At 41.1% G+C, this 21,536-nt stretch carries 18 protein-coding genes and 1 tRNA gene; 8 read left to right on the top strand and 11 right to left on the bottom strand.

The genetic code is table 11. From position 1 onward, the window contains the following. Positions 1-26 precede the first annotated feature (26 nt). The 7 genes from I3255_RS11570 to I3255_RS11540 all read left to right on the top strand — a co-directional run bounded on the left by I3255_RS11570 (position 27) and on the right by I3255_RS11540 (position 5,459). Positions 27-103 (top strand) — tRNA-Ile (locus tag I3255_RS11570). 149 nt (positions 104-252) lie between these two features. Beyond that, positions 253-1,428, top strand: coding sequence for an integrase arm-type DNA-binding domain-containing protein (locus I3255_RS11565; RefSeq protein ID WP_238038952.1), 1,176 nt, complete (start codon positions 253-255; stop codon positions 1,426-1,428). Positions 1,429-1,444: 16 nt separating this feature from the next. After that, complete coding sequence (locus tag I3255_RS11560; protein WP_238038951.1) at positions 1,445-2,491, top strand: hypothetical protein; 1,047 nt, start codon at positions 1,445-1,447, stop codon at positions 2,489-2,491. A 120-nt stretch (positions 2,492-2,611) separates the two neighbouring features. After that, positions 2,612-2,878: an AlpA family phage regulatory protein gene (locus I3255_RS11555; protein ID WP_238038950.1), complete on the top strand. Its 267-nt coding sequence runs from the start codon at positions 2,612-2,614 to the stop codon at positions 2,876-2,878. Beyond that, positions 2,871-4,454, top strand: a complete 1,584-nt coding sequence (locus I3255_RS11550; RefSeq protein WP_238038949.1) for a DUF3987 domain-containing protein — start codon at positions 2,871-2,873, stop codon at positions 4,452-4,454. Before I3255_RS11555 ends, I3255_RS11550 begins: the two co-directional genes overlap by 8 nt. 392 nt (positions 4,455-4,846) lie before the next feature. Next, the gene (locus tag I3255_RS11545; RefSeq protein WP_238038948.1) at positions 4,847-5,176 is read left to right on the top strand and encodes a type II toxin-antitoxin system RelE/ParE family toxin; all 330 of its coding nucleotides are present in this window, start codon (positions 4,847-4,849) and stop codon (positions 5,174-5,176) included. Beyond that, a complete protein-coding gene (locus I3255_RS11540) occupies positions 5,166-5,459 on the top strand; it encodes an addiction module antidote protein (protein ID WP_238038947.1) in 294 nt (97 codons plus the stop codon). Before I3255_RS11545 ends, I3255_RS11540 begins: the two co-directional genes overlap by 11 nt. Before the next feature lie 76 nt (positions 5,460-5,535). On the opposite strand, the gene I3255_RS11535 is transcribed toward I3255_RS11540, so the two are convergent. From I3255_RS11535 to I3255_RS11520, 4 genes are all read right to left on the bottom strand, one after another. Then, entirely contained in the window at positions 5,536-8,718 is a 3,183-nt protein-coding gene (locus I3255_RS11535) for a site-specific integrase (protein ID WP_238038946.1), read from the bottom strand. Continuing rightward, positions 8,711-11,023, bottom strand: coding sequence for a hypothetical protein (locus I3255_RS11530; RefSeq protein WP_238038945.1), 2,313 nt, complete (start codon positions 11,021-11,023; stop codon positions 8,711-8,713). Before I3255_RS11530 ends, I3255_RS11535 begins: the two co-directional genes overlap by 8 nt. Beyond that, positions 11,016-11,537 carry a hypothetical protein gene (locus I3255_RS11525; protein WP_238038944.1) on the bottom strand — a complete coding sequence of 174 codons (522 nt, stop codon included), beginning with the start codon at positions 11,535-11,537 and terminating at the stop codon, positions 11,016-11,018. Before I3255_RS11525 ends, I3255_RS11530 begins: the two co-directional genes overlap by 8 nt. A 295-nt stretch (positions 11,538-11,832) precedes the next feature. After that, complete coding sequence (locus tag I3255_RS11520; protein WP_093071416.1) at positions 11,833-12,051, bottom strand: helix-turn-helix transcriptional regulator; 219 nt, start codon at positions 12,049-12,051, stop codon at positions 11,833-11,835. Positions 12,052-12,301: 250 nt separating this feature from the next. Between I3255_RS11520 and I3255_RS11515 the strand changes: the two genes are divergently transcribed. Beyond that, complete coding sequence (locus I3255_RS11515) at positions 12,302-12,628, top strand: hypothetical protein (protein ID WP_105245356.1); 327 nt, start codon at positions 12,302-12,304, stop codon at positions 12,626-12,628. A 15-nt stretch (positions 12,629-12,643) separates the two neighbouring features. On the opposite strand, the gene I3255_RS11510 is transcribed toward I3255_RS11515, so the two are convergent. The 7 genes from I3255_RS11510 to pglZ form a co-directional block, all read right to left on the bottom strand. Next, on the bottom strand, positions 12,644-13,210 hold the full coding sequence (locus I3255_RS11510; protein ID WP_227678906.1) for an IS630 family transposase: 567 nt from the start codon (positions 13,208-13,210) through the stop codon (positions 12,644-12,646). Next, positions 13,137-13,487 carry an IS630 transposase-related protein gene (locus I3255_RS11505; protein WP_238038943.1) on the bottom strand — a complete coding sequence of 117 codons (351 nt, stop codon included), beginning with the start codon at positions 13,485-13,487 and terminating at the stop codon, positions 13,137-13,139. The genes I3255_RS11510 and I3255_RS11505 overlap by 74 nt, the downstream gene beginning before the upstream one ends. 87 nt (positions 13,488-13,574) lie before the next feature. After that, positions 13,575-14,216, bottom strand: a complete 642-nt coding sequence (locus I3255_RS11500; RefSeq protein ID WP_238038942.1) for a hypothetical protein — start codon at positions 14,214-14,216, stop codon at positions 13,575-13,577. 43 nt (positions 14,217-14,259) lie between these two features. Then, entirely contained in the window at positions 14,260-15,282 is a 1,023-nt protein-coding gene (locus I3255_RS11495) for a PD-(D/E)XK nuclease family protein (protein ID WP_238038941.1), read from the bottom strand. 67 nt (positions 15,283-15,349) lie between these two features. Beyond that, a complete protein-coding gene (locus I3255_RS11490) occupies positions 15,350-16,438 on the bottom strand; it encodes a WYL domain-containing protein (RefSeq protein ID WP_238038940.1) in 1,089 nt (362 codons plus the stop codon). 721 nt (positions 16,439-17,159) lie between these two features. Continuing rightward, on the bottom strand, positions 17,160-19,208 hold the full coding sequence (brxL, locus tag I3255_RS11485; RefSeq protein ID WP_238038939.1) for a protease Lon-related BREX system protein BrxL: 2,049 nt from the start codon (positions 19,206-19,208) through the stop codon (positions 17,160-17,162). Continuing rightward, positions 19,209-21,533 carry a BREX-1 system phosphatase PglZ type B gene (pglZ, locus tag I3255_RS11480; RefSeq protein ID WP_238038938.1) on the bottom strand — a complete coding sequence of 775 codons (2,325 nt, stop codon included), beginning with the start codon at positions 21,531-21,533 and terminating at the stop codon, positions 19,209-19,211. Positions 21,534-21,536 lie beyond the last annotated feature (3 nt).

The following is a 21,536-nucleotide window of genomic DNA, read 5'->3' as shown; positions in this document are numbered from 1 at the left end:
CAGGTATCATTGTGCGTCTAACGTTAGGGCCCATAGCTCAGTTGGTTAGAGCAGAGGACTCATAATCCTTTGGTCGTAGGTTCAAGTCCTACTGGGCCCACCATATAATGAATCAGGCTTGTTCGCAGCGATGCGGCAAGCCTTTTTTTATGGGGTTTTGCGAGATTTACGAATATCTTGGTATGTGGCGAACCATATAGAATATTGGTATATTTGTTGGTATAGATTATACCAACGCGGAGATATACCAACATGCCACTAACTCATACTATCATCAACAAGTTAACCCCGAGCGAAAAATGTACACCTAGCCGCCCTGACAAACATAGTGATGGTGACGGTCTACAACTGTGGGTAAGACATACAGGGAACAAGGTCTGGGTTAGCGCCTATCGCTGGCAGGGTAAACAGCAATCGCTCACTTTAGGTAAATACCCAGTTATTACATTACAACAGGCCCGCCAGCGTAATTTAGAAATAAAGCAGCTTATTAACGAAGGTATTAACCCAAAAGATAAAAAGAAAGAAAAAATCGCAGAGCAAGACGGTTCGAGGCTTTTTGATACTATTGCTCAGGCTTGGTATGCAGACCGCAAGACCTTTTTAGCAGCTAGTACATTTAGCCGAAATTATTCAGCCTATATTCGTGATGTAAAACCAATTATTGGTCATAAACTGATTGATGATATTACCCCACCCGACATTTTGACAATCGGCAAGAATGTTGAAGCACGCGGCGCTAACGAGATGGCGCGCAGGATTATGGCAGAAGTTGGACAGATATTTAAACATGCTATTCGTATAGGTACGGCTACCTCAAACCCAGCAGCAGATTTATCAGCGGTCATTAAACCGCATAAGACTAAAAACCATAGTCGAGTTACTTCGAAAGAGTTGCCAAAGCTTTTGCAAGATATTAATGACTACACTGGGCATATTACAGTCAAATTAGGCCTACAGTTTTTATGCTATACGTTCGTGCGCACAAATGAGCTTAGGTTCATGGAATGGTCAGAGATCGACTGGAACGATAAAGTTTGGCGCATCCCGGCAAGCAAAATGAAAATGGACAGACCTCATATTGTGCCGCTTGCGCCACAGGTTATAGAGATATTAGAGCAAATCAAAGAGCTAAATTTCTCAGAGCAGTATGTGTTCTACAACCCTTCTACTCGTAAGCCGTATAGTCAGAACGCATTTATTAATGCCCTTTATCAAATGGGCTATAAATACAAGATGACTGGTCATGGGTTTAGAGGGCTGGCAAGTACTACTCTTCATGAACAGGGCTATATGCACGAAGCTATTGAATTACAGCTAGCTCATGAACAAGAAAACAAAATTAGTAAGGCTTACAACGGTGCTCAGCATTTAGACTATCGTCGAGAAATGATGAATGATTGGGCAGACTACTTGAGTAACTTTTAGGAAAAGAGGAACAATAATGTCCGATCATTTAAAAGATTTTTATACTCTCGATGAAGTTAAAAGTAAATTAGCTGAAACGAAAGACCCTAAACTTAGTAGTGACCAGACAATAAAAAAGCTTATTGATACTCATATACTGACACCCTATGTTCATTATAACGGTTTTGTTAATCCTGTTAAATCCATCTATGCTGAGAACCGTGAAGATGCTATAAAACAGTTATCAGCTACTATAAATGAAGATATTAGTGATTTGGAGTTAAAGGAGCTTTTAGCTCCACAAAAATATGATAGTTCATTAGACATAGACACATTGATATATCAGACCAAAAAGCTACTTGCTACTTTTGTGGATAAGTATGATGCGAGTAAAATTAATGTTGCCTACTATAGTGAAGGTATATTTCGTATATCTCCTAATAACGTAATACTTAGTCATTTAGGCTTAAAAGTTATTATTGATGATTTTAAACCTATATCTCAGCATATGAAGTTCATTTCTAATAGTCCTTTTGATTATACTAGTTGTGATTACACAGGCATATTACTAGACCATAAAAATAAATATCAATCACAGAATCTACCACCCACACTGAAAGAGGCCGAGGTTTTAGGCTGGGTATTACATATGCCTGATAGTGAATATCATGAAAAGTTAAAACTTGAAAAATTTTGCAGATTGAAATTTTCAAGCCAAGATTTAAATCATCTTCTTCATAGAATTGAAAATATTAATTTAGCTCCTAGATTAGCTAAAGACTTGAAGGAGGCTAATAGACTCATAAGTCAACAAAATAAAGAAATCAAAAGACTTAAAAAGCAAGTCGAAATTTCTAATAAGCCTAGTGAAAGTACAAAAGACGTAAAAGATAGCGTATACCGTATGGTCTGTATTTTAAAGGATATTGCATTGAAACTAGACAAAGATGAAAACAAACAAACTTTTAACTTCAAAAAACAAACTGATCTGGTTGATTATATTGAGAACAAAGAAATACCAAAGTTGAGTAGAAGTAATATTGAAAAAATTTTAAGCCAAGCCAATAAAGCACTTTTCGATTGAGGCTCAGAGTGTTGCAACATGCGATTTGCAAGTCGCAAGTTGCGATGACATCATTCTATACTCTATCTATCATTCTATCCATACCGTGACATCCCGTCACGGCTCACATGGAGATATAGGATGAGTAATCAGAACCCGAATTATTCAGATAAAATTTCTAAAAACCCTCTTTTTTTACCACCTCAAGGTATGTCGCGAGCCCACGATATCCTGCCCCTCTTGCCATTCGGCCGCACTACTCTACATGAATGGAGTCGTGATGGCAGATTTCCTGCTAGTGTGAGGTTATCACCAACCATGGTGGCATGGAAAAACTCTGAAGTTTTAGAATGGCTAGAAAGTCATGGTAATCCTGTTCATAACGTACAGGAGAGTGGCTATGAATAAAACAAAAAATAGAAACGCTCATGTTGGTAGCATGAGCGTTGCCGACCACAATAAATTCACATGCGACTGTCAATTCAATAGTGATCAAGCCAATGATAGCACGAAACTAGAAAGCTTAAGCGATCATAAACTAACGAAAAATGAGCAATGGCCTGATCCTGAAAATTTAGCTAACGACTCTAGCACCCCCACGCCCTATCCTATCAATGCATTCAAAGGCTTATTAAGAAGAGTCATTGAAGCCGTGGCGTATTACGCACAAGTACCACTTGCAATGGCTGGTCAATGCATCTTAGGTGCACTGGCACACATGGGGCAGCGTTTTATTGATGCGCCAATGGGGCATAGTCATATGCCAGCCAGCCTGATATTAATAACTGAAGGCGAAAGCGGTAGCGGTAAAACGCAGGCTATGGGTTTAACTCACTTCAAAATAGACGAGCATGAGCGCGGGCAATATGAACAATATCTAACTAAATTAGATACATGGGAGGCAGACAAAGCAGGCTTAAAGGGTGCTGAGTTAAAAGAGTATCTAAACGACACGCCAAAGCCCACCAACTCCAAGACTGTTTTTGATGATGCAACGATTGAACCTATCTTAGATAAATTTGTCGATGGTGAGATCAGTAACGCATCATGGGCAACCGATGAGGGGACGCAGTTTTTTAACGGTCATACCATGAAAGGCGATACCGCAGGCAGCGCATTAGGCGCAATCACAAAGCTACATAGCAGTGGCAGAGCATCGCGCCAACGCTCGCAAAAGTCCGCCCACGCCACACCGCGCACAGATGCTTATCACGTTCGCATGACACTATTGCTTCAAGGTCAGCGCGTGGTATTAGAGCCAGCATTGACCGACCCACTGATGAACGGGCAAGGTTTTTTAGCGCGGGCGCTTATTGCATGTCCTGATGATCTGCGCGGGCAGCGTGTTTGGAATGATCCACAGCGCCGTAGTGATAACCCTTATGACAATCCCGTCTTAATAGAATACTGGCAACGCTGTCACAGCTTACTTGATACCCTACCCGCCAATGAGCCAACAGACACACAAGGGCAGCCACAGCGCGTTAAGATGAGCTGGCAGGACGTACAGACCGAACAAGTATTTTATGAGCACGCACAGATGATTGAGAACAGACAGGCATGCGGTGGTGACTTACAGTACCTTAAAGCCTACGCCTCACGCATGGCCGAAAATGCAAGCCGCATAGCATCATTGATCGCATTTTTTGAGGGGTGCGATACGATCACCACTGATAACATAAAACGCGCCTTTATGTTGGTTGAATATTCTACAAGCGAGCGCTTGCGCTACCTTGATGCCACGCCTACAGGTGAGCAGAACGACAGTGAGAAGTTAAGTAATTGGCTAGTGGATAAAGCGCGTGATAGAAATTCGCATAAGCTCAATAGAACTTATATCGCTAACAATGCGCCTAACCCCATGCGTAAGAACACTAAGTTATTACAGATTGAGTTAGACAAACTAGAGTCTGCTAAACATATCAGGCAAGATATGGAGGGACGAAGCAAAGTGATATTTATTAATCCAAAGTTATACGATTAATATTAATACTTAAGAAATCTTGCTTAAACTGCTTAAATAGCCCTTAGCCCATACAGCTAGGGGCTTTGTGTTAGGACTACCCAATCTTAAGCTTGCTTAAATTGCTTAAACTCAGCCTAAAACAAGCCAATTTAAGACCAGATTAAGCAGTTTAAGCAACGTTAAGCAAACGCCTACCTTAAGCTAAGCCCTTGCCTATCATATGTTATAGCCAGTTTAAGCAGTTTAAGCAGCTTTTCTTAGGTATAAAACTAAATGGGCAGGCATGACCATCTGCTTTTTTGTGCCAGATGCTTATATACCCATAAAAAGCGCCGTCAGCACAATCGTAACTTGTTATCTATTATCCGAAAGTTTACAATTAATTATTAGCTTTCTAATAATCTAACTTTATGATTGAGATTAACCAAACTGAAGCATTTAGGCGCTGGCTGCATAAGCTCAAAGACCCATTAGGCAAAGTTGGCATCTTGACACGTATCAAACGAGCGCAAGGCGGCAATTTTGGTGACCATAAGCCCCTAGCTAATACAGGTGGTATCTATGAGATGCGAATATTCAAGGGCAACGGTTACCGCGTGTATTATGCCCAAGAGGGCGATACGGTTTACTTGTTACTGTTAGGAGGCAGCAAAGACAGCCAGCAAAGCGATATTGCTAAGGCTTGCACCCTATGGCAACAAGTACAGAACGACACAAAGGAGTACCCTCATGACCGATAGTAAAATCAGCCGCTTTGATGTGGCGGAGTACCTAACCGATGAAACGCTTATCAATGCTTACCTAAATGAAGCACTGAGCGATGGTGCGCCTAGTGACTTTATTGAAGCGCTCAACGATGTGGCACGCGCAAAGGGTATGAATGAGCTGGCACAAAGGACAGGCATAAGACGCGAGAGTCTTTACAAGACCTTGCAGTCCGAAAAGCCGCGCTTTGACACCATGCTAAAGATTATTGATGGTATGGGGCTACAAGTGACCTTGACTCCGAAAAGCCCGGCCTAATTCATATATATAGCTTAATATTTATCAGCTCACATACATAAAAGCATACCTTTCTTTCCTGAGATAAAACAGGTTTTTATTGATTGTTGTTAACGTTAGCCAATACATACAATAAGCAACCCAAATACTTCAAAACCCCTGACGAGCTATAATACTCATCTGTTATAGCCAAATTATTATCAGACCGTTTGCGTTTTTTCTGTACTACCCTAACCTCGTAACCATGGAAATTTTCACGAGCACCAATACGTATTAAACTATCGAGCCCTAGTTCTTTTTTTACATTGCGTACTGCCTGCTCACTATACGCCCTAATCTGCCAATGACTGGCATCAATAAGCTGACAACCTACTGCCATAAATTGCTGTAGCAACTTAAGCTGGCTTTCTTTAACACCAAAATGGATTGATGAAATATTTAAATTTTTCTTATTTGAAAATATATTCATAAATGATTCCAGTCTATCAGAGTCATCAATAGACATTTGATACGCACGATCAAGCGCAGTCACTAAAACTTTTTGGTTCTTATGTCCGGTAGGCGCACCTAAAATCAGTCTATCATCGGTAAATAGCTGGCAAGCATTATCGTAAATTTGTCTAGCATTACTGATAGCAATACCATGCCGAAGTGCGACCTCTGCCAACTGCCCTACTCGTTTATCAACATTTACTGTCTGTAGTTCCTCTAATAGCGCAATTACATCGTATATTTTTGGATGAATAAATATAGACTGTCGCACTTCTTCTGGTTTTGACTGTAGGGCTTGCTGGCAAGCTTCATTGTTCAGTGTATCATTATCAATAAATAGTGGTCTTTTACCAGCAACCTTATTGATCAAATAACCACGCATCTTATCAAGACGAACCTGTTTAGTGCTTGCATCATACGCCATGCCATCTTGTTTATTTATCGTTTGATAACCAATACCTGTCAGCATCTCAAATACAGTTATAGGCATACTAATTTTAGCTTGACTCATCTGCCAACCTGCCAGCAAATGCGCGGTATGAATGTAGTGCTCAAACGTAGTATCTGGCGTTAGATGCCCAGCAAAGCTAGCCAGCCCAAACCACATCCCTTTTTCTTTATTATTAGCAAGCACGGCGCTAACGATAGCGTCACTATGCTCTTTATCATAGTCTGTCATCACCTGAGCCAGTGGCGAGCCGCTCAACACCAATGTCAGCTGACTAAGTGCCGTATGCCGTAATCTGTGAAAGGTAGAGTCATGGGTAAGCAGCAGTCTATCCCATATTATTTTCATCATATTACTAAAAAATACAGACGGCAGTGGCTGGTCACCCGAGCCTTGTGAGAGTAAATAACGCCGCTTTAACCTTTTTTGTTGATAATAGAATGCGGTGAACAGCTTTAATTCATCATCCTTGAAAAGACTATCTATCGGTATAACCCTTTTGGCACTACTGCTTTTAAGCCTACGATAACGGTTGGGTCTGAGGATAACTTTAGGGTACTCAATGACATAGCCATTGATACTGCTTATATCTGTAATATCATCAACTTTAATACCAACAATCTCATTAATACGCATGCCAGTGCGATAAGCGAATGCCAAAACAATTAGGCATAACTGCTGTTGCTCAACCTCTAACTTCGATGATTGTATGTATCTTTTCATTGCGCGATATACATGTGGTGACACCATTTCGGCTTTAACCACTTGCCGGTTATTGCCCCATGGAAAATACACATAAGGTGCATCGAAACGCGCCCGCTGATAATCATGAAATGCTCGCAGACGACCATAAGTGAATTTTTGGTTATCCTTTAAATGATCTAGCGTAGAAGTATTTCGCTCTGCTTTCTGTTCAACAGAATCGACTAATGTGTTGGCTTCATCTTCTGTATCATCAGTACTCCGGTTAAATTCAGATGATTTATTTAAGATTGAATTTTTCCGACCATCTTTAACCTTACTTTGAATAATTTGCTCATAGATATCCTCAAAGTCATCGCCTTCCCACTGATCAATATCTTCATCCATCGTCAGCATCAGCCAATCGCGACCAATGCAGCCCAAATATTTACTGACCGTATTGAGCCGAATACTATGATCACCCACCAATGACAACGCCCAGCCAAGCAAACGTCGTGCGTTAGGCTGACTAGCATCTACCTTTAATGTTGTGAGAGTAGAAATAGCAGCACTTCTGGTGAGTTTGAGCGCATCTTGCACTTCTTTAATTAAGTTTTTGCTAAAGCTAGGATAGTTGATGGTATTACTCTGATTAGGTGTCTTATCTGATACTTTATAGCTGACATCAAACAACTCAGACCACGTAAGCGGCTCAGGATTTTGATTGATGGGCTCTCGGTTATAATGAATGAGATTATCAGTCGGCAGTCCTGTGGTTTTAATATCACCTTGCTTCACCACGGCAAGCGCGCCATCTATCTGACTACCTTCCGTCTGCCGCCAGTGATAGTTGGCATGCTTAATAAGCATGGAGTGCTGCGGACGCTCAATATCTTTATTGGTGAGTTTAAGTCTTTTTGAGATATCATTAATTATGGTATTAAATGGCTCTATTTTTGTTTTACTCAAGTCCTTATCTTTTATGGCGTATAAAAAGCACAGGGTCATATCATCAGGTACGTAGTCGATAAAGCGCTGTAAGTCGTCACTACCATCCAATGCGCAGCCATAGTTGTCATCAGGCACGCTAAGTGGTATTACAGCTACCTGTTCTGCGCGGTTCTCATCAGTCGCTGGCAGACGAATCTGATAAATAAGCCGCTCACCAAACAACCAAACGTAAAGCGCTCTTAACTCCTCAATATCATTGATACCACCATACATAATACTGCAATAAATCAGTCCCTCAACTAAATCGTTCACTGAGAACCGTCGTTTACGTTGCCAGATATCTATCATCATAGCTCTGCTATCTGCTACAGCGCGTCCATTGACAAACCAGTCATAGTTAGTAGTCAGGCGCTCACGAGTTGCCAGTATTGGCACCACAGGCTCATTGAGGTATAGCTGATGGGCTTTATTATAATCACGAATAAATTCTAAAAACCCGCGCCGCGCTAATTGAAAGTTTTGGGCAGTATCAAACTTATTTTCTAATAGCTCATTAATCGCCTCATAATGATGCTGTAGCTCACAAGGCGTCTGCATGGGATTTTGATTAACATAGCCCGCAATCAGAGCTTTAGCTGCGTGTTTGACACTTTTTTTAGTATCATCTCTGTTGAGCTGCCGTAATTTGTGCGCAGTGACATTATCCATATAAGCGAACCTCAATTTGTTTTAAGTGAAGCTCGTCGGCGATTGCATCTAGGTGCAGGCTGAGCTGGTGCAATTGATTAATAGAGCCTGATGACATCGGATGCATGAATTCTTGATCCGGATGCTCATGACCGTAAAGCGCACAAATCAGGTAATCTGGCACGCATTCTGTCAGCATAGACCTCAGTTGATGGCGCAGCCAATTATCCTGATGGCTAAAAAAGTCTTGCAACTGGTAGCGAACGCGGCTTGGCGAGATACCGATAAAGCCTTTTGGATTTTTTTGGTAAATTTGAATAAGCGGTTGCTCTGATTGCAAAATAGCATCGATGGGATAAGGCGTTTTGGGGCAGATAGGGTTATAAATAGCAGCAAATTGCTTGATATAATCAATGTAGTTTTGTATAGCAGTCACTAAAAACTGACTTAACGGAATAAGCCTGCCATCAGACTGACCGTGACGCTCTTCTTTATCAGACACCCACAATATGCGTCGCTTAAAATCAAACTGGTTAAGCAGCCCTGGTGCGTGTTTAACCGGACGGATACCGGTTTGAATCATAATAATATGCCACAGCCAGGTGCTGTAGCTATTAAATTGTGCAATATAGCGCTCGATACTGTGATTAAGCCGCCCATTATAGCTCTCAGCGCTCATAGCCAGTTGGTTAAAGAACTGCTGGCACGTGAAAGTTTCAAGCGCCATATCACTACCAATATAGCGTTTTTGACCATTCATTGGCACACTACACTCATCTATCAATAACGCTTTTTGCTTGTTATTACAGTATGCGCTTAGCAGTGCTACTGCTTTTATATAGGTTTGCTCTAGATCAGCAGTTTTGATGCTGGTGTAATACAGCGGCGAGCTGTGCCTTACATCAACACCTGTGAGGATGTCAGCATGTAGCGGTTTACTAAGGCCATTTTTAACCACTACAAACAATCCAGACTCGATATATTGAGTACTCAAAGCTGGCAGGTTGAGCTGATTCTTAACTTCAGTGATGGCTAGTTTGACATCATCAAGTGAAACAGTAACTTTATCCTCTAACATGATCTGCAGCGCTTCAGGTAATGCTCGCTTGAATACGCTACCATAGCTTTGCCTGTGAGCAAGCAGATGACTTCGGGTATTGGTGGTCACATCAATCTTGATAGCAATACTACTGATTTTACGGATACGGTCATAAACAAAATACTGACGCTGACTACGACTGCATTGCCAATCATCAATTATATTGTCAATACTAATACCGCTTAATAGTGACAATAGCAGTACGGCATAGCCCGTCCTATTTCCTGTATGTCCGCTCATAAAGCGCTGCCATAGCATTGCAAATAGCATTTGATAGCCAGTGATACTCAATTGGCGGTGATTGGTTGGGAAATGAAACTGATTACGGCTGGCATGTCGGTGATTGTTTCTTAATCGCCATTGCTGTAGCTCTGAGGATTTAGCGATTTGTATGGCGGGCTTAAAGTCATTGTCTAGCAATGGTACTTCATCGTTATCGGCAATATTTTCAGCAATTGCCACATTACTGTGCTTTTTTGATTGTTTCGTACCAAACAATTTTTTCTGTAATGGCTCGCCATCAATGAGCGTTGTTGTATTGATTACTTTTTGGGACTGTTTTGATTTTCTGTGACTCTTATTATAGGTTTTACCGATAAAGGCTTTATTATTGATGACCACTTCATAAGCCAACCTGATTTGACCAATTTTACTGGCAAGATGCTGATTAGCGATTTTACCCGTAGCTTCCTCTTGTTTGATCAGCGCTTCATACTTTCTGATATCATTCAAACAATCAGATAACCGATCATATTTTGCATGAATACAAATTAGCTGGCTGAGGATATCGCGCTGCGGATCAGCAGGTCTTAGTGCCATGCGAATACGAACGCCCAATTTGTCGATTTTAGCAAAATGCTTATCGTGCCTAGCCGCAATCATAAACATGATCTTGAGATAGCCACTTATAAACCGCCAAGCATCACTACCGCTATCGACAGCACCATATGCTTGATAAAATACGAGCAGCATGTATGTAACCGCCCACTCTCCAGTCTTACCTTTCCCTACAATCTGTTGGATTATTTCAGTACAATCGATGCCCTGAAAATCAGTAGTATCAGCACATGATGTCGAACACAATAGATCAATCTCATCATCTGGCATCAGACTAATAATATCAATAACCAATGCTTGCATTTGGACATAATGCGGCGAACCTACAGGAACGATCTTATCTAATACTCGCCTATCAGTCACGTCAACAAATGCTTTAGTATCAGCCATGTACACCACCCATCCAGTTCATATTTTTAGGCAAACCTAATAAAGTCTTATCACATGCTGCCTTGCACTGTTGATACTCATAGCTGCTTTGACTGATACCTGCAAACTGACAGTAATTGCTAACAGTTAGTCGGTGCACGCCCATCAGCTCACAAACAAGCTGCTTTGGCGCACTTTGATATATGGCTTGAAATAAGGCTGGATGGTTCACGCCAGCAAACCTAGATAGATTGAGAACCTCGCACCACGCCAGCCGCTTAATATCATGACGACTTTCAAGCGCAATCAGACAAGGCTGACGCCAGCTATCTTCGAACCTCATTACCTCATCGATTCGTGCAAAGTTATTGAAGAACTGATAACTGTCTTTATCAAGCATACATAACCTCAATGCTGGTCGATAATAATCATCTAAGCCTGCCAGCTGTGGTCGACGCAGAGGCAACCTATGCTGCTGCCAAACCATAAAAGCAGTATTTGCATCAGGGTGAATGGTGAGGTTTGCTGAGTTCAAAACTAACAGCTTTTGAGTTGAGCGAAGAGTTTTATTTTTCACTATATACTGCTCTAAAAATCATTATTTCATTAATGGTACGTTATAACATAACATTATGCAAGCATATGATTTAATTATATTTATTAAAAAATATGTTGGCTATGAATGAGTGCAAAGTCATTAAAAAAGCTCTCACAAATAATAGCTATGCTATTATTTGTGAGAGCTATGAATATTTCTTATCAGGTAATAATATCGTTATTTTTTAGAGTTTAGAATGAATATATAGATTCAACTACATTATTTATAAAACCTAATTTTTACTGTCTTCATCAGGTATGTATTTTAATATCTCACATGGTGTCACCTCTAATACTTCACACAATTTGCTTAGCGTATCGAACTCTATACGAGTCGTCTCATCGTTATAAATCCTATGAAGTGTTGATTTACTAATGTCTGTCATCCTTACTAGATCGGCCACCCGTAGTCGTCTTTCTGCTAGAAGTACAGGGAGATTACAAGAAATCACAATAAAATCCTTATTGGTAAGTAAAAAATACTTGCCAGTGACTACTTTTCTGCTAGAATAATACTCGTTGGCAATAACTAAGTTTCCGTCAAAAACTATTTTATGCTGACTAACGCTTTATTATGTCATATACCTATCTTGCTGCTCAATAGCTGGCTAATGATGATAGGTGCGACTGGTTCAATAGATATCATTACTATAAAAAGGTAATGCTAATCGTAGGTATCAGGTCATTAAAAAGGAGTACGTTGTGGGCATCAGCATTGAATGGAGCATGACACAAAACGCTTGGGACAAACGGGTTTGTGAGGATTATTGGGCCTATAACCATAAAATGAGTTATGTGGATTATGTCCATCTGCTTTGTCAAAAATATAGCATTAGTACCCATACGTTATTTGAAACCGTAAGCCAATGCTACGCATGCCTAGATGATGTGTGCTGTGAATATTGCGGAAGCGCCTGTCCTATTGAAGTACCTGCCGATATTGCTTATATGCGGGCAAAAGAGAGTTGGTTTTGTGCAGTATGTGAGCATGCTATGTGGCGCGGAGACTCTATTAGCAAATATAACTAGCTTCAATTGATATAGTTAAATCTTTATAAAATCGATACAGCCCATATCATAAAACAGTTTAGGTAGATTATTCTCCATCCATCCTTGGCGTAGAAGCTTAGCCTGTGCCCACTTCTTCTCGATAGGGTTCAGATCAGGGCTGTACGGTGGTAGCCAAAGAATACGATGGCCATGTCTGTTGAGTAGCTTTTGAATACGTTTGCTTTTATGAAACCGAGCGTTATCCATGACAATCACGCATTTAGTCTTGAGACTTGGAATTAAAGTGTGTTTGCACCAGTCGTAGAATATGGTGCTATTGATATTCTGCTCAACGTAATCAAGCGCAAATAGCATCTTTTCATAGAGAGCTCCGATGACGTTGGTTCGCTTTTTTGCTTGCCAGTTGTAGCTATCGATACAGGGTGTACCAATCGGTGCATAGCCATGAGAACGAATGGTTTCAGCCTCAAAGCCGCTTTCATCCATATAGACAATGGGGTAGCCTTGCTGCGTAAAGCGATCAAGCCTACTCTGGAATACCGCTCTTTTTATCGGACACGCTTTTGGATGTTCTAGGGTCTTTTTTTTGACTGATACCAAGACGCTTTAAAGCATTAAAGATACCCGTTTGACTACAGTTCAAGCGACGAGCTCTTTCATAGTTATAATCATCTGGATATGTTTTTACGTCTTCAATTAAGGCGTCATCAGGTATTTTAGTCGGTGCTTTATTTCTGGTTGTTTTAGGAGCTAGGTTCTGCTGCCAGCTGTGAATGGTGCTGGTGCTAAGTCCATAAAATAGCGCAGCTTCTCGTATGGTCATACCATCAGCGATGCTAAAAAGTACCTGTTTGCGATAGTCTATTGAATAAGTCATGGTTCATTTCATTAAATGCAATTATTAATAGGATTGTATCGGTTTTATTTGGATTAGACTATAGTAGCAGTCAAAGCCATATGTTTATTATATGTGGCTTTGCTTTTCTTCAGCATAAACTGCCTTTAAACGAAAGCAATCAGGTTCATCAATCATACTTGAGCTGTAATAAATAGATACATCATCAGTAAATAATAACGCTTCAACAGCTTCTGATATATAAGAAAAGACATCTAGTGGGAGACTTTCAACATTCTCCATTCCAACAAACAATCCTCTAGTATCATGAGCTTTTGAAAGTTGTTTCACAAGTTTATGTGTGGTTGTTTTTATTAAATCTGATTCAGACTCACCTGTGGCACTTGCTTGAACAAACTGAAATGAATAACCACACTCAAACAAGCTTATAACGTCTGCTACATCTATACCGATGATAGTACTTGCAGACTTTACATCTAGCAGTTCAATGACATCATTTACTTCATCAGGCTGACATCTAACAACCCCCTCTATAATATCCAAGCGTTCATACTTATGATCATCTGTCTGTAAGCCTACTAAAATATCAGCATCTACTTTCTGTTTTAGCGCTAGTAGTGCTTGCTCATTCCAACCGTCATTGATCATAAAACAGGCGATAACAGATGGCGAATAATGGCCTTTATTTGGTCGGTATAAGGCGACACATGGAATGTCATCTACTTTCGATTCGTCGAGCTGATATTTCATGATTAGACCTTTTGTTACTCTAAATGTTATGACACTAAAAGTATCACTCGTTTTTATTTTTATACTGACTTATCGTATGATTAATGAATTTTTGTACTTCATCCATCAGTCTATTAACCTGCTGTATATCTATGAAGTTTTCACCATCAAAGATATCTGTGTCTAGTACAGCAAAAGTCATATCCTTGCCTGAACCAAAGCGCTTCGGCTTACTCACTTTTAAATCGAACTTAGACGCTTCTGTCTTAAATAATTTATAAAGCTCATTTCTAATCTTACTACGCCCTTTAATATTAGGAACAGAGACTTTAAAGCAAACCTTATCTTGTTCTAGTAGTAAATAGATAGCGATGTCATCTACCGTTTTCTTGAATGCCCAAAAACCCATGAACCCTCCTGACTTATTGGCGACATACTTCCAATTACCTTCTCCTAAATAAGACTGCAAATGTTGAAAAAAGCCAATCCAAGCCCGTTTTTTCCATTCTTTGACGGGTTTTGATTGAAAGCTTTGCACTGCTTCTTCAATAGACTGCAGATGGTTAAGATAATCGCTATATATATCACTCTCTTGCAGTGCCGCATTTTGTTCACTATTAAAGAGGTCTAATAAATCTCTTCTAGTTACTGGATAAAAGCCATCCTTTAACACAGCTTTGTAGTTGCTTTGATCATGCGTTTGTAAATAAATTGGGATTATCTCATCTTCTGTGAAAGTAACTTTATGATCATTAATCATAAACTGCTTGTATCGAACCAACTGATTAGAATGCTGAATACTACCTACTTTATCTTCAATTAATACGCAGTAAGTGTCGTTAATAATACAAAGGACATCAATGTTATTCACTTGACGCTTCACTACTATTTCATCAATATGGCTCGGTAGTGATTTGTTCGCTTTATCGAAGAATAACGCCAATACACTGGTTGCTATCTTATTGAGCGCTTTATGTTTATCGCTTCCTATCTGATAGTCTTTGTCCGCCCACGATAGAAGCCAGCAGATAAAAGCGTCTTGTGATAACTCAGAGGTGGCAAATTTAAATAAGTTAGGTGTGGTCATTCTAGCTCCTTGATGACATTAAAAAAATGCATTTGTCTTTTAGTACTTTAGCAAAATTCTTGATCAACTATTTTGTATATAATTTCATCCCGCTTTCTAAACGCTCTAAAATAACCGCTTTTAACTCGTTAGGCTCAATCACCACTGCCAACTGCGACATACTGACTAGCCAGTCTTGCAAGCGCTGCGTATTGGCAACTGTTGCACGCACTTCGTTCCAAGTGTCATCGATAACCGTAATCGTTTGAGTAGATGATAACGGCCGCTCATATAAATGCTGGCAGGCATATTTTTGCACCTTTAGAACCAGTCCGATTTTCAAACCATTATTCAATTCAAGCTTTCCTAGCTTACGTAGATTCTCAAGAGTAAAAGCATTGCGCTCTACCCAGTCCGGTACCAACTGCTCTGTTACTTCAGCTGCTTCAATACGATTAACTGCAAAATTACGATGTGCCTTCAACAGGACGTTATCATCGATATGATCACTCGTTGGATTAAACCCAGTAAGATAGATCATATTGTCGATAAAAATAAGTCCTTTAGGGTAGATTACCCTGATTGTAGGATTGTTACGCCATTTGTTTTGATAGCTGATTTGAAGCTGCTTGTTGTGTAATAGCGCCTGATGAATGCTAGCCAGCACCTCACTATCAAGCTTTGGTGCTTGTACGATACTCGGCAGGGTAATGAGATGGTCTTGCCACTGCCCCAGCTTGCTTTGATTAAAGCTATGTCTATCTTGACGATCTAACTGAGTCAATTTATCGTCAATACTTTGCTTAAAAGGTGCTGGCAAGTAGTTTGCAGTATAATTAGCTAGCATCTGCCAAAAAAAGACGGTTTGCTCATTAATGATATCGATACTAAAACTTGGCTCAATATAAAACCGTGCTGTCTTGCCGCTGATATTTTGACCCCAAGCTGGCAGGCGCATTAAAGCATCGCTGTGAAAAACGTCATTGAATATTTGATTGAGACTTGTTAGATCGTTCTCTAAATTTTTGCGCTCATTTGCGTAATGGTCAGGATTATAGCCATAAACACTCATTAGCTCTGTGAGTGATATTGCCTTGTCTTTACTACGTGGCAAGCGCTGATAGAGCGCAAACAAACGGGCTGATTTTTTGTAGGTTGCGATTGGGTGTGTAGACATATGAGCTACTCTATAGGTTATCGAATCTATCAAACTGTCATCTTAAAAGTGAACTATCATAAATTGCTTTGACAACTGCCTTTGAGCAGTGCTGTGACTTGTTAGAGCTAGCAACGCCACCCGATACGGCAAGACAAAATGGCGCTTGTACTGATGTCACTGCCATCACCCTTAAATCCTCTTGATACCAATGGTAATCCCCCCAATGATCTAGAAAGAAAAATAGTCTTACTGCAGTCCGTTGCTGGCATTACCTTGAAAAGCAATGGCGCACGCGTGGGCTATTGTTTCAATAAGAGGTTCATCCTCATTACTTAAAACCGCTGTCATATCCATTCGCTCATCAGTGATTATCATTAAGATAAGTATATTAAACTGCCTACCAATTAGTTTTCTAGGTTATATACTATTCTAAATTCTATCGTTTGCTTCAATAATCATGATCAATTGTTAGGAGGGTTACCCGAGGACTATGGATGTGTAGTATATAGAATGAAGTATATATCGACTTTTATCAGTATATAAAATTGGGCAAGCTCTACTGCTTAGGTGTTAATATCGTCATTTTTTAGGGTTTGTTATTATTAGATTTAGTGGAAAAAATAACGACGTGCTTAGCATAACCTAGTACAAAAAAACGCCGCTAAGTCAAATCAGAAATTACTTAGAGGCGCTTTTAAGATTTTACGAAATACTCAGGTGGTTTGAGTAATGTTAGGGTTTACTCTACTATAGCTTTCAACAGTGCATCACGTGCATCTTGGTAAAACTGTATATCAATTTTCGTAGCCATATCATCTGACAAGTCATACAGCTGACGCCTAGCTGTAACTGGCATAAGTAGCACGCTGGCACCCTTTTCCACTGCCAGCTCAGCAATATTCACCGCATTGGTGACTGGTTCAATAGAGCCACCCAAATTGATTTCCCCTATCAGGATCAAGCCACCTTTTAGCGATTTCTTCAGCACACTACTACACATAGCAACTAGCGCTGCAACACCGATCCTAGAACCCTTCTTAGCCGCATCGAAAGCCCTCAGTTGTACTGTGAACTCATGAGCTCTAGGATCACGATCTCCTATCAGCTGCATGGAGCGCGCATAGAGGTTCTGTTCAGCGTAACGTAAGGACTCCTTGAACGCAGCAGGTGCTGGATTATTAAGAATCTTCACTCCGGAGCCAGGCCCTTCGTTTACTTCAATACGATACAAACCGGCATTGTCATCAACCTCAGAACCACCCTCACTAATAGTCCAAACCTGTCCTGGCTCTAAGGGGTCATCGCCTATCTCGTTATTTGCTCTTAGCTCTGCTGTAGCGACAAACTTTTCAATTCCATCATCACCGATAGTGTAGCTGAAATGGGTATTACGAAACTCAGCAGCACCAACTCGCTTCTGTTGCTCCTTCACCCGGCGGCGTACTTCAAGCCCCAAACGAATTGCCCATTCTAAGTCTTCATCAGATACGCTAAGCTCGGCATCTGGATACATTAATTTTAGTAGGCCTGATACTGTTTTATTAACTGCATTGCTATCACGGCCACTGAGTGCACCACCTAAATACACACGATTCTGCATAGCAGAGACACGACTTTGAAAGCGCAGGCGAGTCATGCATTCAGAAAAGAAGTCGCTAACTAAACCAAAATGATTTGTAGTGAGCTCTTTACTCATTTTTGGGACATCCCAGCCTGGCAAATAGCAGTGAATACGATCCATCCATGCGGTGTCATCCCGCATTTCTGCAGGTAAAGGACCGAATAAGTGGCCCACACGTTGCTGATGCTCAACATCCACATCGAAGTTTCCTACGAACACCAACGACCCATCTGCACGGATACTTTCCTTACCTCGGCTAAACTCACCTGACTCCATGTAGCCTTTCATGATATTGACACCTTCTTTAGTATCAAAGGATATTCCGCTAACTTCATCAAAACAAACTACATCATACTGACAGACCAAACCACGCTGCCCACTAGCATTATTCACAAACATCTTAGCGATTGTTGCTTTACCACCAGAAATCAGATGAGCATAAGGGGATACCTGCTGGAACAAGTGGCTCTTACCTGTACCACGTGGTCCCAATTCGACCATATTGTAGTTACGCTCAACGAATGGCACCATACGCAGTAGGATGGCATCTTTAGCCCGTTGTGATAAAGCGCTTGGTTCCAAGCCGATAGAGCGAATTAAGAAATCACGCCATTCATCACTAGTGTAGTTTGTGCGAGCTTCATTCATCACATCTAGCACGTTACGTTTTGACATTTGAATGGGTCGCAATTCAGCTATACCAAAAGCATTGCCTTTTTCTTCTGCAATAATACTGTCGTATTCAAGCGTTACTTCAGCATAAAACCCACCTGTCAAAAGACGCTCATTATCATCAACAATCTTGTCCGGTATACGTACTTTAGTAAGGTTTAAACTAGGTAAGCTGGCAAGGTAACCATTCTCTTTTTCGACAAACTTGACACTAACGATATCAATAAGCTTGGCTGATCCATCCTTATAGGCACGTGCTTTGAATAGCTCCTCCTCTCCTGCACGTACTGTTCTTGAAGACAGCTGACGCTGGACAATTTCAAGACCTTCCTCTATTTCATCTGGGTCTGTTGATGCACAATAACGACCCAGCATAAACTCAACCACATAAGTTGGTACTGGGAACTGGCGAGCAAATGTACGGACAAGATCCTTACGAACGATGTAGCCCTCAAAGAAATCTGCAGCCTTTTGGTCTAGCCCATCTAATTCCACTTACATGTCTCCTACTAATGTTGGTTTTTTTGCTATCACATTGCCATGCTCGTCTAGCAGTACAAGAATAGCTGACGTATCTTCATATTCGTCATCCACCATGAGCGTGCATTTACCTTCTTTAAGGGGTTTACGCTTACTAATCTCAGAGTCTGAGTCAGCCGCGTGTATTCGTAGCACTGCGACAATCCCATCAAAGTCACTATCAGCTTGCACTCTGCACTGAAACCCAATCCAACGCAAATCTGATAGGGTCGCTGTAATCGTTGATGTAGTAGCTGGGATCGAGCTTTGTTTATTAAGAACTTCAATCACCGGTGTCAAGCACTCCTGTAGGCTCAAGCCACCATGATCATAATGCAAGCCAGCCTTAAAACACGAAACCCCTGGGGCTATAGCGATACTGACTTGGCTGTTCCAGTACCAACCTACCTGCAAATAGCCACTGGCAACTGAATCTTTAATTACTGCACATCGTCCCCAACGAGTTTCTGTTAAGTGTTTAGGTAGCTCCACCTTCGGCATCGTTTCAGGAGTCAACATCCACCCATGGTCCGTTACGATTCTAATTTTACGCCATCCTGCCGCCAGCAACTCTTCAATCCGCTCAACTATTTCATCTAATAAACTATCAACCCTTCCTACAAGTTTAAGACCTTTTACATGGCCCTCCTTATCTATATCGCCGCTTTGTACCCATGCATTAAATGCCGGATCTCCTGAGTCACCCTCTTCAAGGTAGAGCCAACCTTTTTCTTTCAGAAATTTTCTTAAGTAATAAGCAGAGAAGCTTTTATCTTCATCCAGTAGGCTTGGTTCAAAATCACGGTCGGTTCCTCTACCGGTTAGACGATCGTGTACTGGCGTGACAGCAGCTTTAGCCGTTGCAGTAACTGAAGGTAATGCCGACCAGTTAGTGGCAAGTCCAACCTCTCCCAATGGCTTTAACTGTTCAACAAGACGCTGTGCCAAGTCATAACGCAGGCCATCAACGAAGAATACCACCTCTCCCGCATCAGCATAATCAGCTGTCGCCTTGTTGAGTTGAGTTGTACCGGGATAGCCTTTATCTTTTACTAAACTTTGGAAGTTATAGGTAACCTCATCGAGCCACGGCGTATAGATGAGGGCAAGCAGTTTTTGTACTAAAGCTTGCTGACTGGACCTTAAAGGATAAGCCAAGGCTTTGAGGGTTAGGTCATCCGCCTGCCAATACTTATCACGGTATAACGTAGCCATCTCTTCAGGGTCAGTGCCAGAAAAACCCTGCTGAGTTATACTTGCAACACCACTCAAATACTTCAGCACACCAGCCAGCGGAGCCATATTTAACTTAAACCAAATCCATTCTCGTCGTTCAGCATGATACTGTTCTAGTGCAGCTAACTCTTGACGTATCTCGACTGAGTTAAGTGTTTGTAGCTGAGATAATGATTCTTCTAAAGCAGATTCTTCAGTTTGGTTTATAACTGGGTAACTTGCACCATCAGCAACAAGATCACCCTGAACCTTTAGTAATAGCTCGGGCAAAGAAGGGTAATGATGACAGGATTCAACATAACGCTGCCACACTCCCTCCCAAACTCCCTGACGCTGACATAACAGCTCAGCGGCTGTCAGCTCGCCATCTTGCTCGGGATTGAAATGATATTCAGTTTCACAAATACCGACTAACGCTTGCCAGCGCGCCTCATCCCAGCGCTCACGGCAAGCTTTTTCATCGTTCATCCAACTGAGTAAATCACGGACTGGATCACTGGACACTAGCTTGTTAAAGTCTGAAGCCTCAAGACGACGATTCGCTAGATCTTCACGCTTACTTTCAAGAACCTCATTCAATACACGCAACATCGCTTGCTGGCTTTTGTCATCCCTAGCAACATCAAGACCCACACCACCGTTATCTGAAGTCAAAAAAGCATTTACGGTCCAATCACGTCCAGAATTATTATATATCCACCAGCTACCACGGTATTGCAGTTCAGCTAAAGGCATCAGCGCTTCAGGACAAGTAGCAATGGCTCGTAAGTCTCGGCGCTCAATGCCTGGTAAATAAACAATAGGAGTGCGATCTTTAGGAAGCTCAACCTCTGAAAGAGCGCCATCAACAACACATTTAATCCAGATAGCAGGACCTGTTTTTTTCTCAGGAGCATAGTCTCCTAGAACGATCAGCTCAGACATAGCGGCTTGCAATAAAGGTAGTGCTGACTCCCACTGCCGCTGTTTATCAATCCAAAGAATCACACTAGGAGCTACTTGAACATTTGAGTTATAGTTAGCGCTGGCACGTACTTCTTTTGCTAGTAAATCAATAATTTTCATAAT

This window comes from Psychrobacter sp. Ps6 (assembly GCF_022129235.1).
Taxonomy (GTDB): domain Bacteria; phylum Pseudomonadota; class Gammaproteobacteria; order Pseudomonadales; family Moraxellaceae; genus Psychrobacter.
The sequence above is the reverse complement of the archived record's forward strand: the minus strand, read 5'-3'. Positions and strand labels throughout refer to the sequence as shown.

Bases quoted from the DNA above. Each gene is read 5' to 3' on its own strand.
- I3255_RS11565 (WP_238038952.1), top strand. From the start codon at position 253: ATGCCACTAACTCATACTATCATCAACAAGTTAACCCCGAGCGAAAAA.
- I3255_RS11560 (WP_238038951.1), top strand. From the start codon at position 1,445: ATGTCCGATCATTTAAAAGATTTTTATACTCTCGATGAAGTTAAAAGT.
- I3255_RS11555 (WP_238038950.1), top strand. From the start codon at position 2,612: ATGAGTAATCAGAACCCGAATTATTCAGATAAAATTTCTAAAAACCCT.
- I3255_RS11550 (WP_238038949.1), top strand. From the start codon at position 2,871: ATGAATAAAACAAAAAATAGAAACGCTCATGTTGGTAGCATGAGCGTT.
- I3255_RS11545 (WP_238038948.1), top strand. From the start codon at position 4,847: ATGATTGAGATTAACCAAACTGAAGCATTTAGGCGCTGGCTGCATAAG.
- I3255_RS11540 (WP_238038947.1), top strand. From the start codon at position 5,166: ATGACCGATAGTAAAATCAGCCGCTTTGATGTGGCGGAGTACCTAACC.
- I3255_RS11535 (WP_238038946.1), bottom strand. From the start codon at position 8,718: ATGGATAATGTCACTGCGCACAAATTACGGCAGCTCAACAGAGATGAT.
- I3255_RS11530 (WP_238038945.1), bottom strand. From the start codon at position 11,023: ATGGCTGATACTAAAGCATTTGTTGACGTGACTGATAGGCGAGTATTA.
- I3255_RS11505 (WP_238038943.1), bottom strand. From the start codon at position 13,487: ATGACTTATTCAATAGACTATCGCAAACAGGTACTTTTTAGCATCGCT.
- I3255_RS11500 (WP_238038942.1), bottom strand. From the start codon at position 14,216: ATGAAATATCAGCTCGACGAATCGAAAGTAGATGACATTCCATGTGTC.
- I3255_RS11495 (WP_238038941.1), bottom strand. From the start codon at position 15,282: ATGACCACACCTAACTTATTTAAATTTGCCACCTCTGAGTTATCACAA.
- I3255_RS11490 (WP_238038940.1), bottom strand. From the start codon at position 16,438: ATGTCTACACACCCAATCGCAACCTACAAAAAATCAGCCCGTTTGTTT.
- pglZ (WP_238038938.1), bottom strand. From the start codon at position 21,533: ATGAAAATTATTGATTTACTAGCAAAAGAAGTACGTGCCAGCGCTAAC.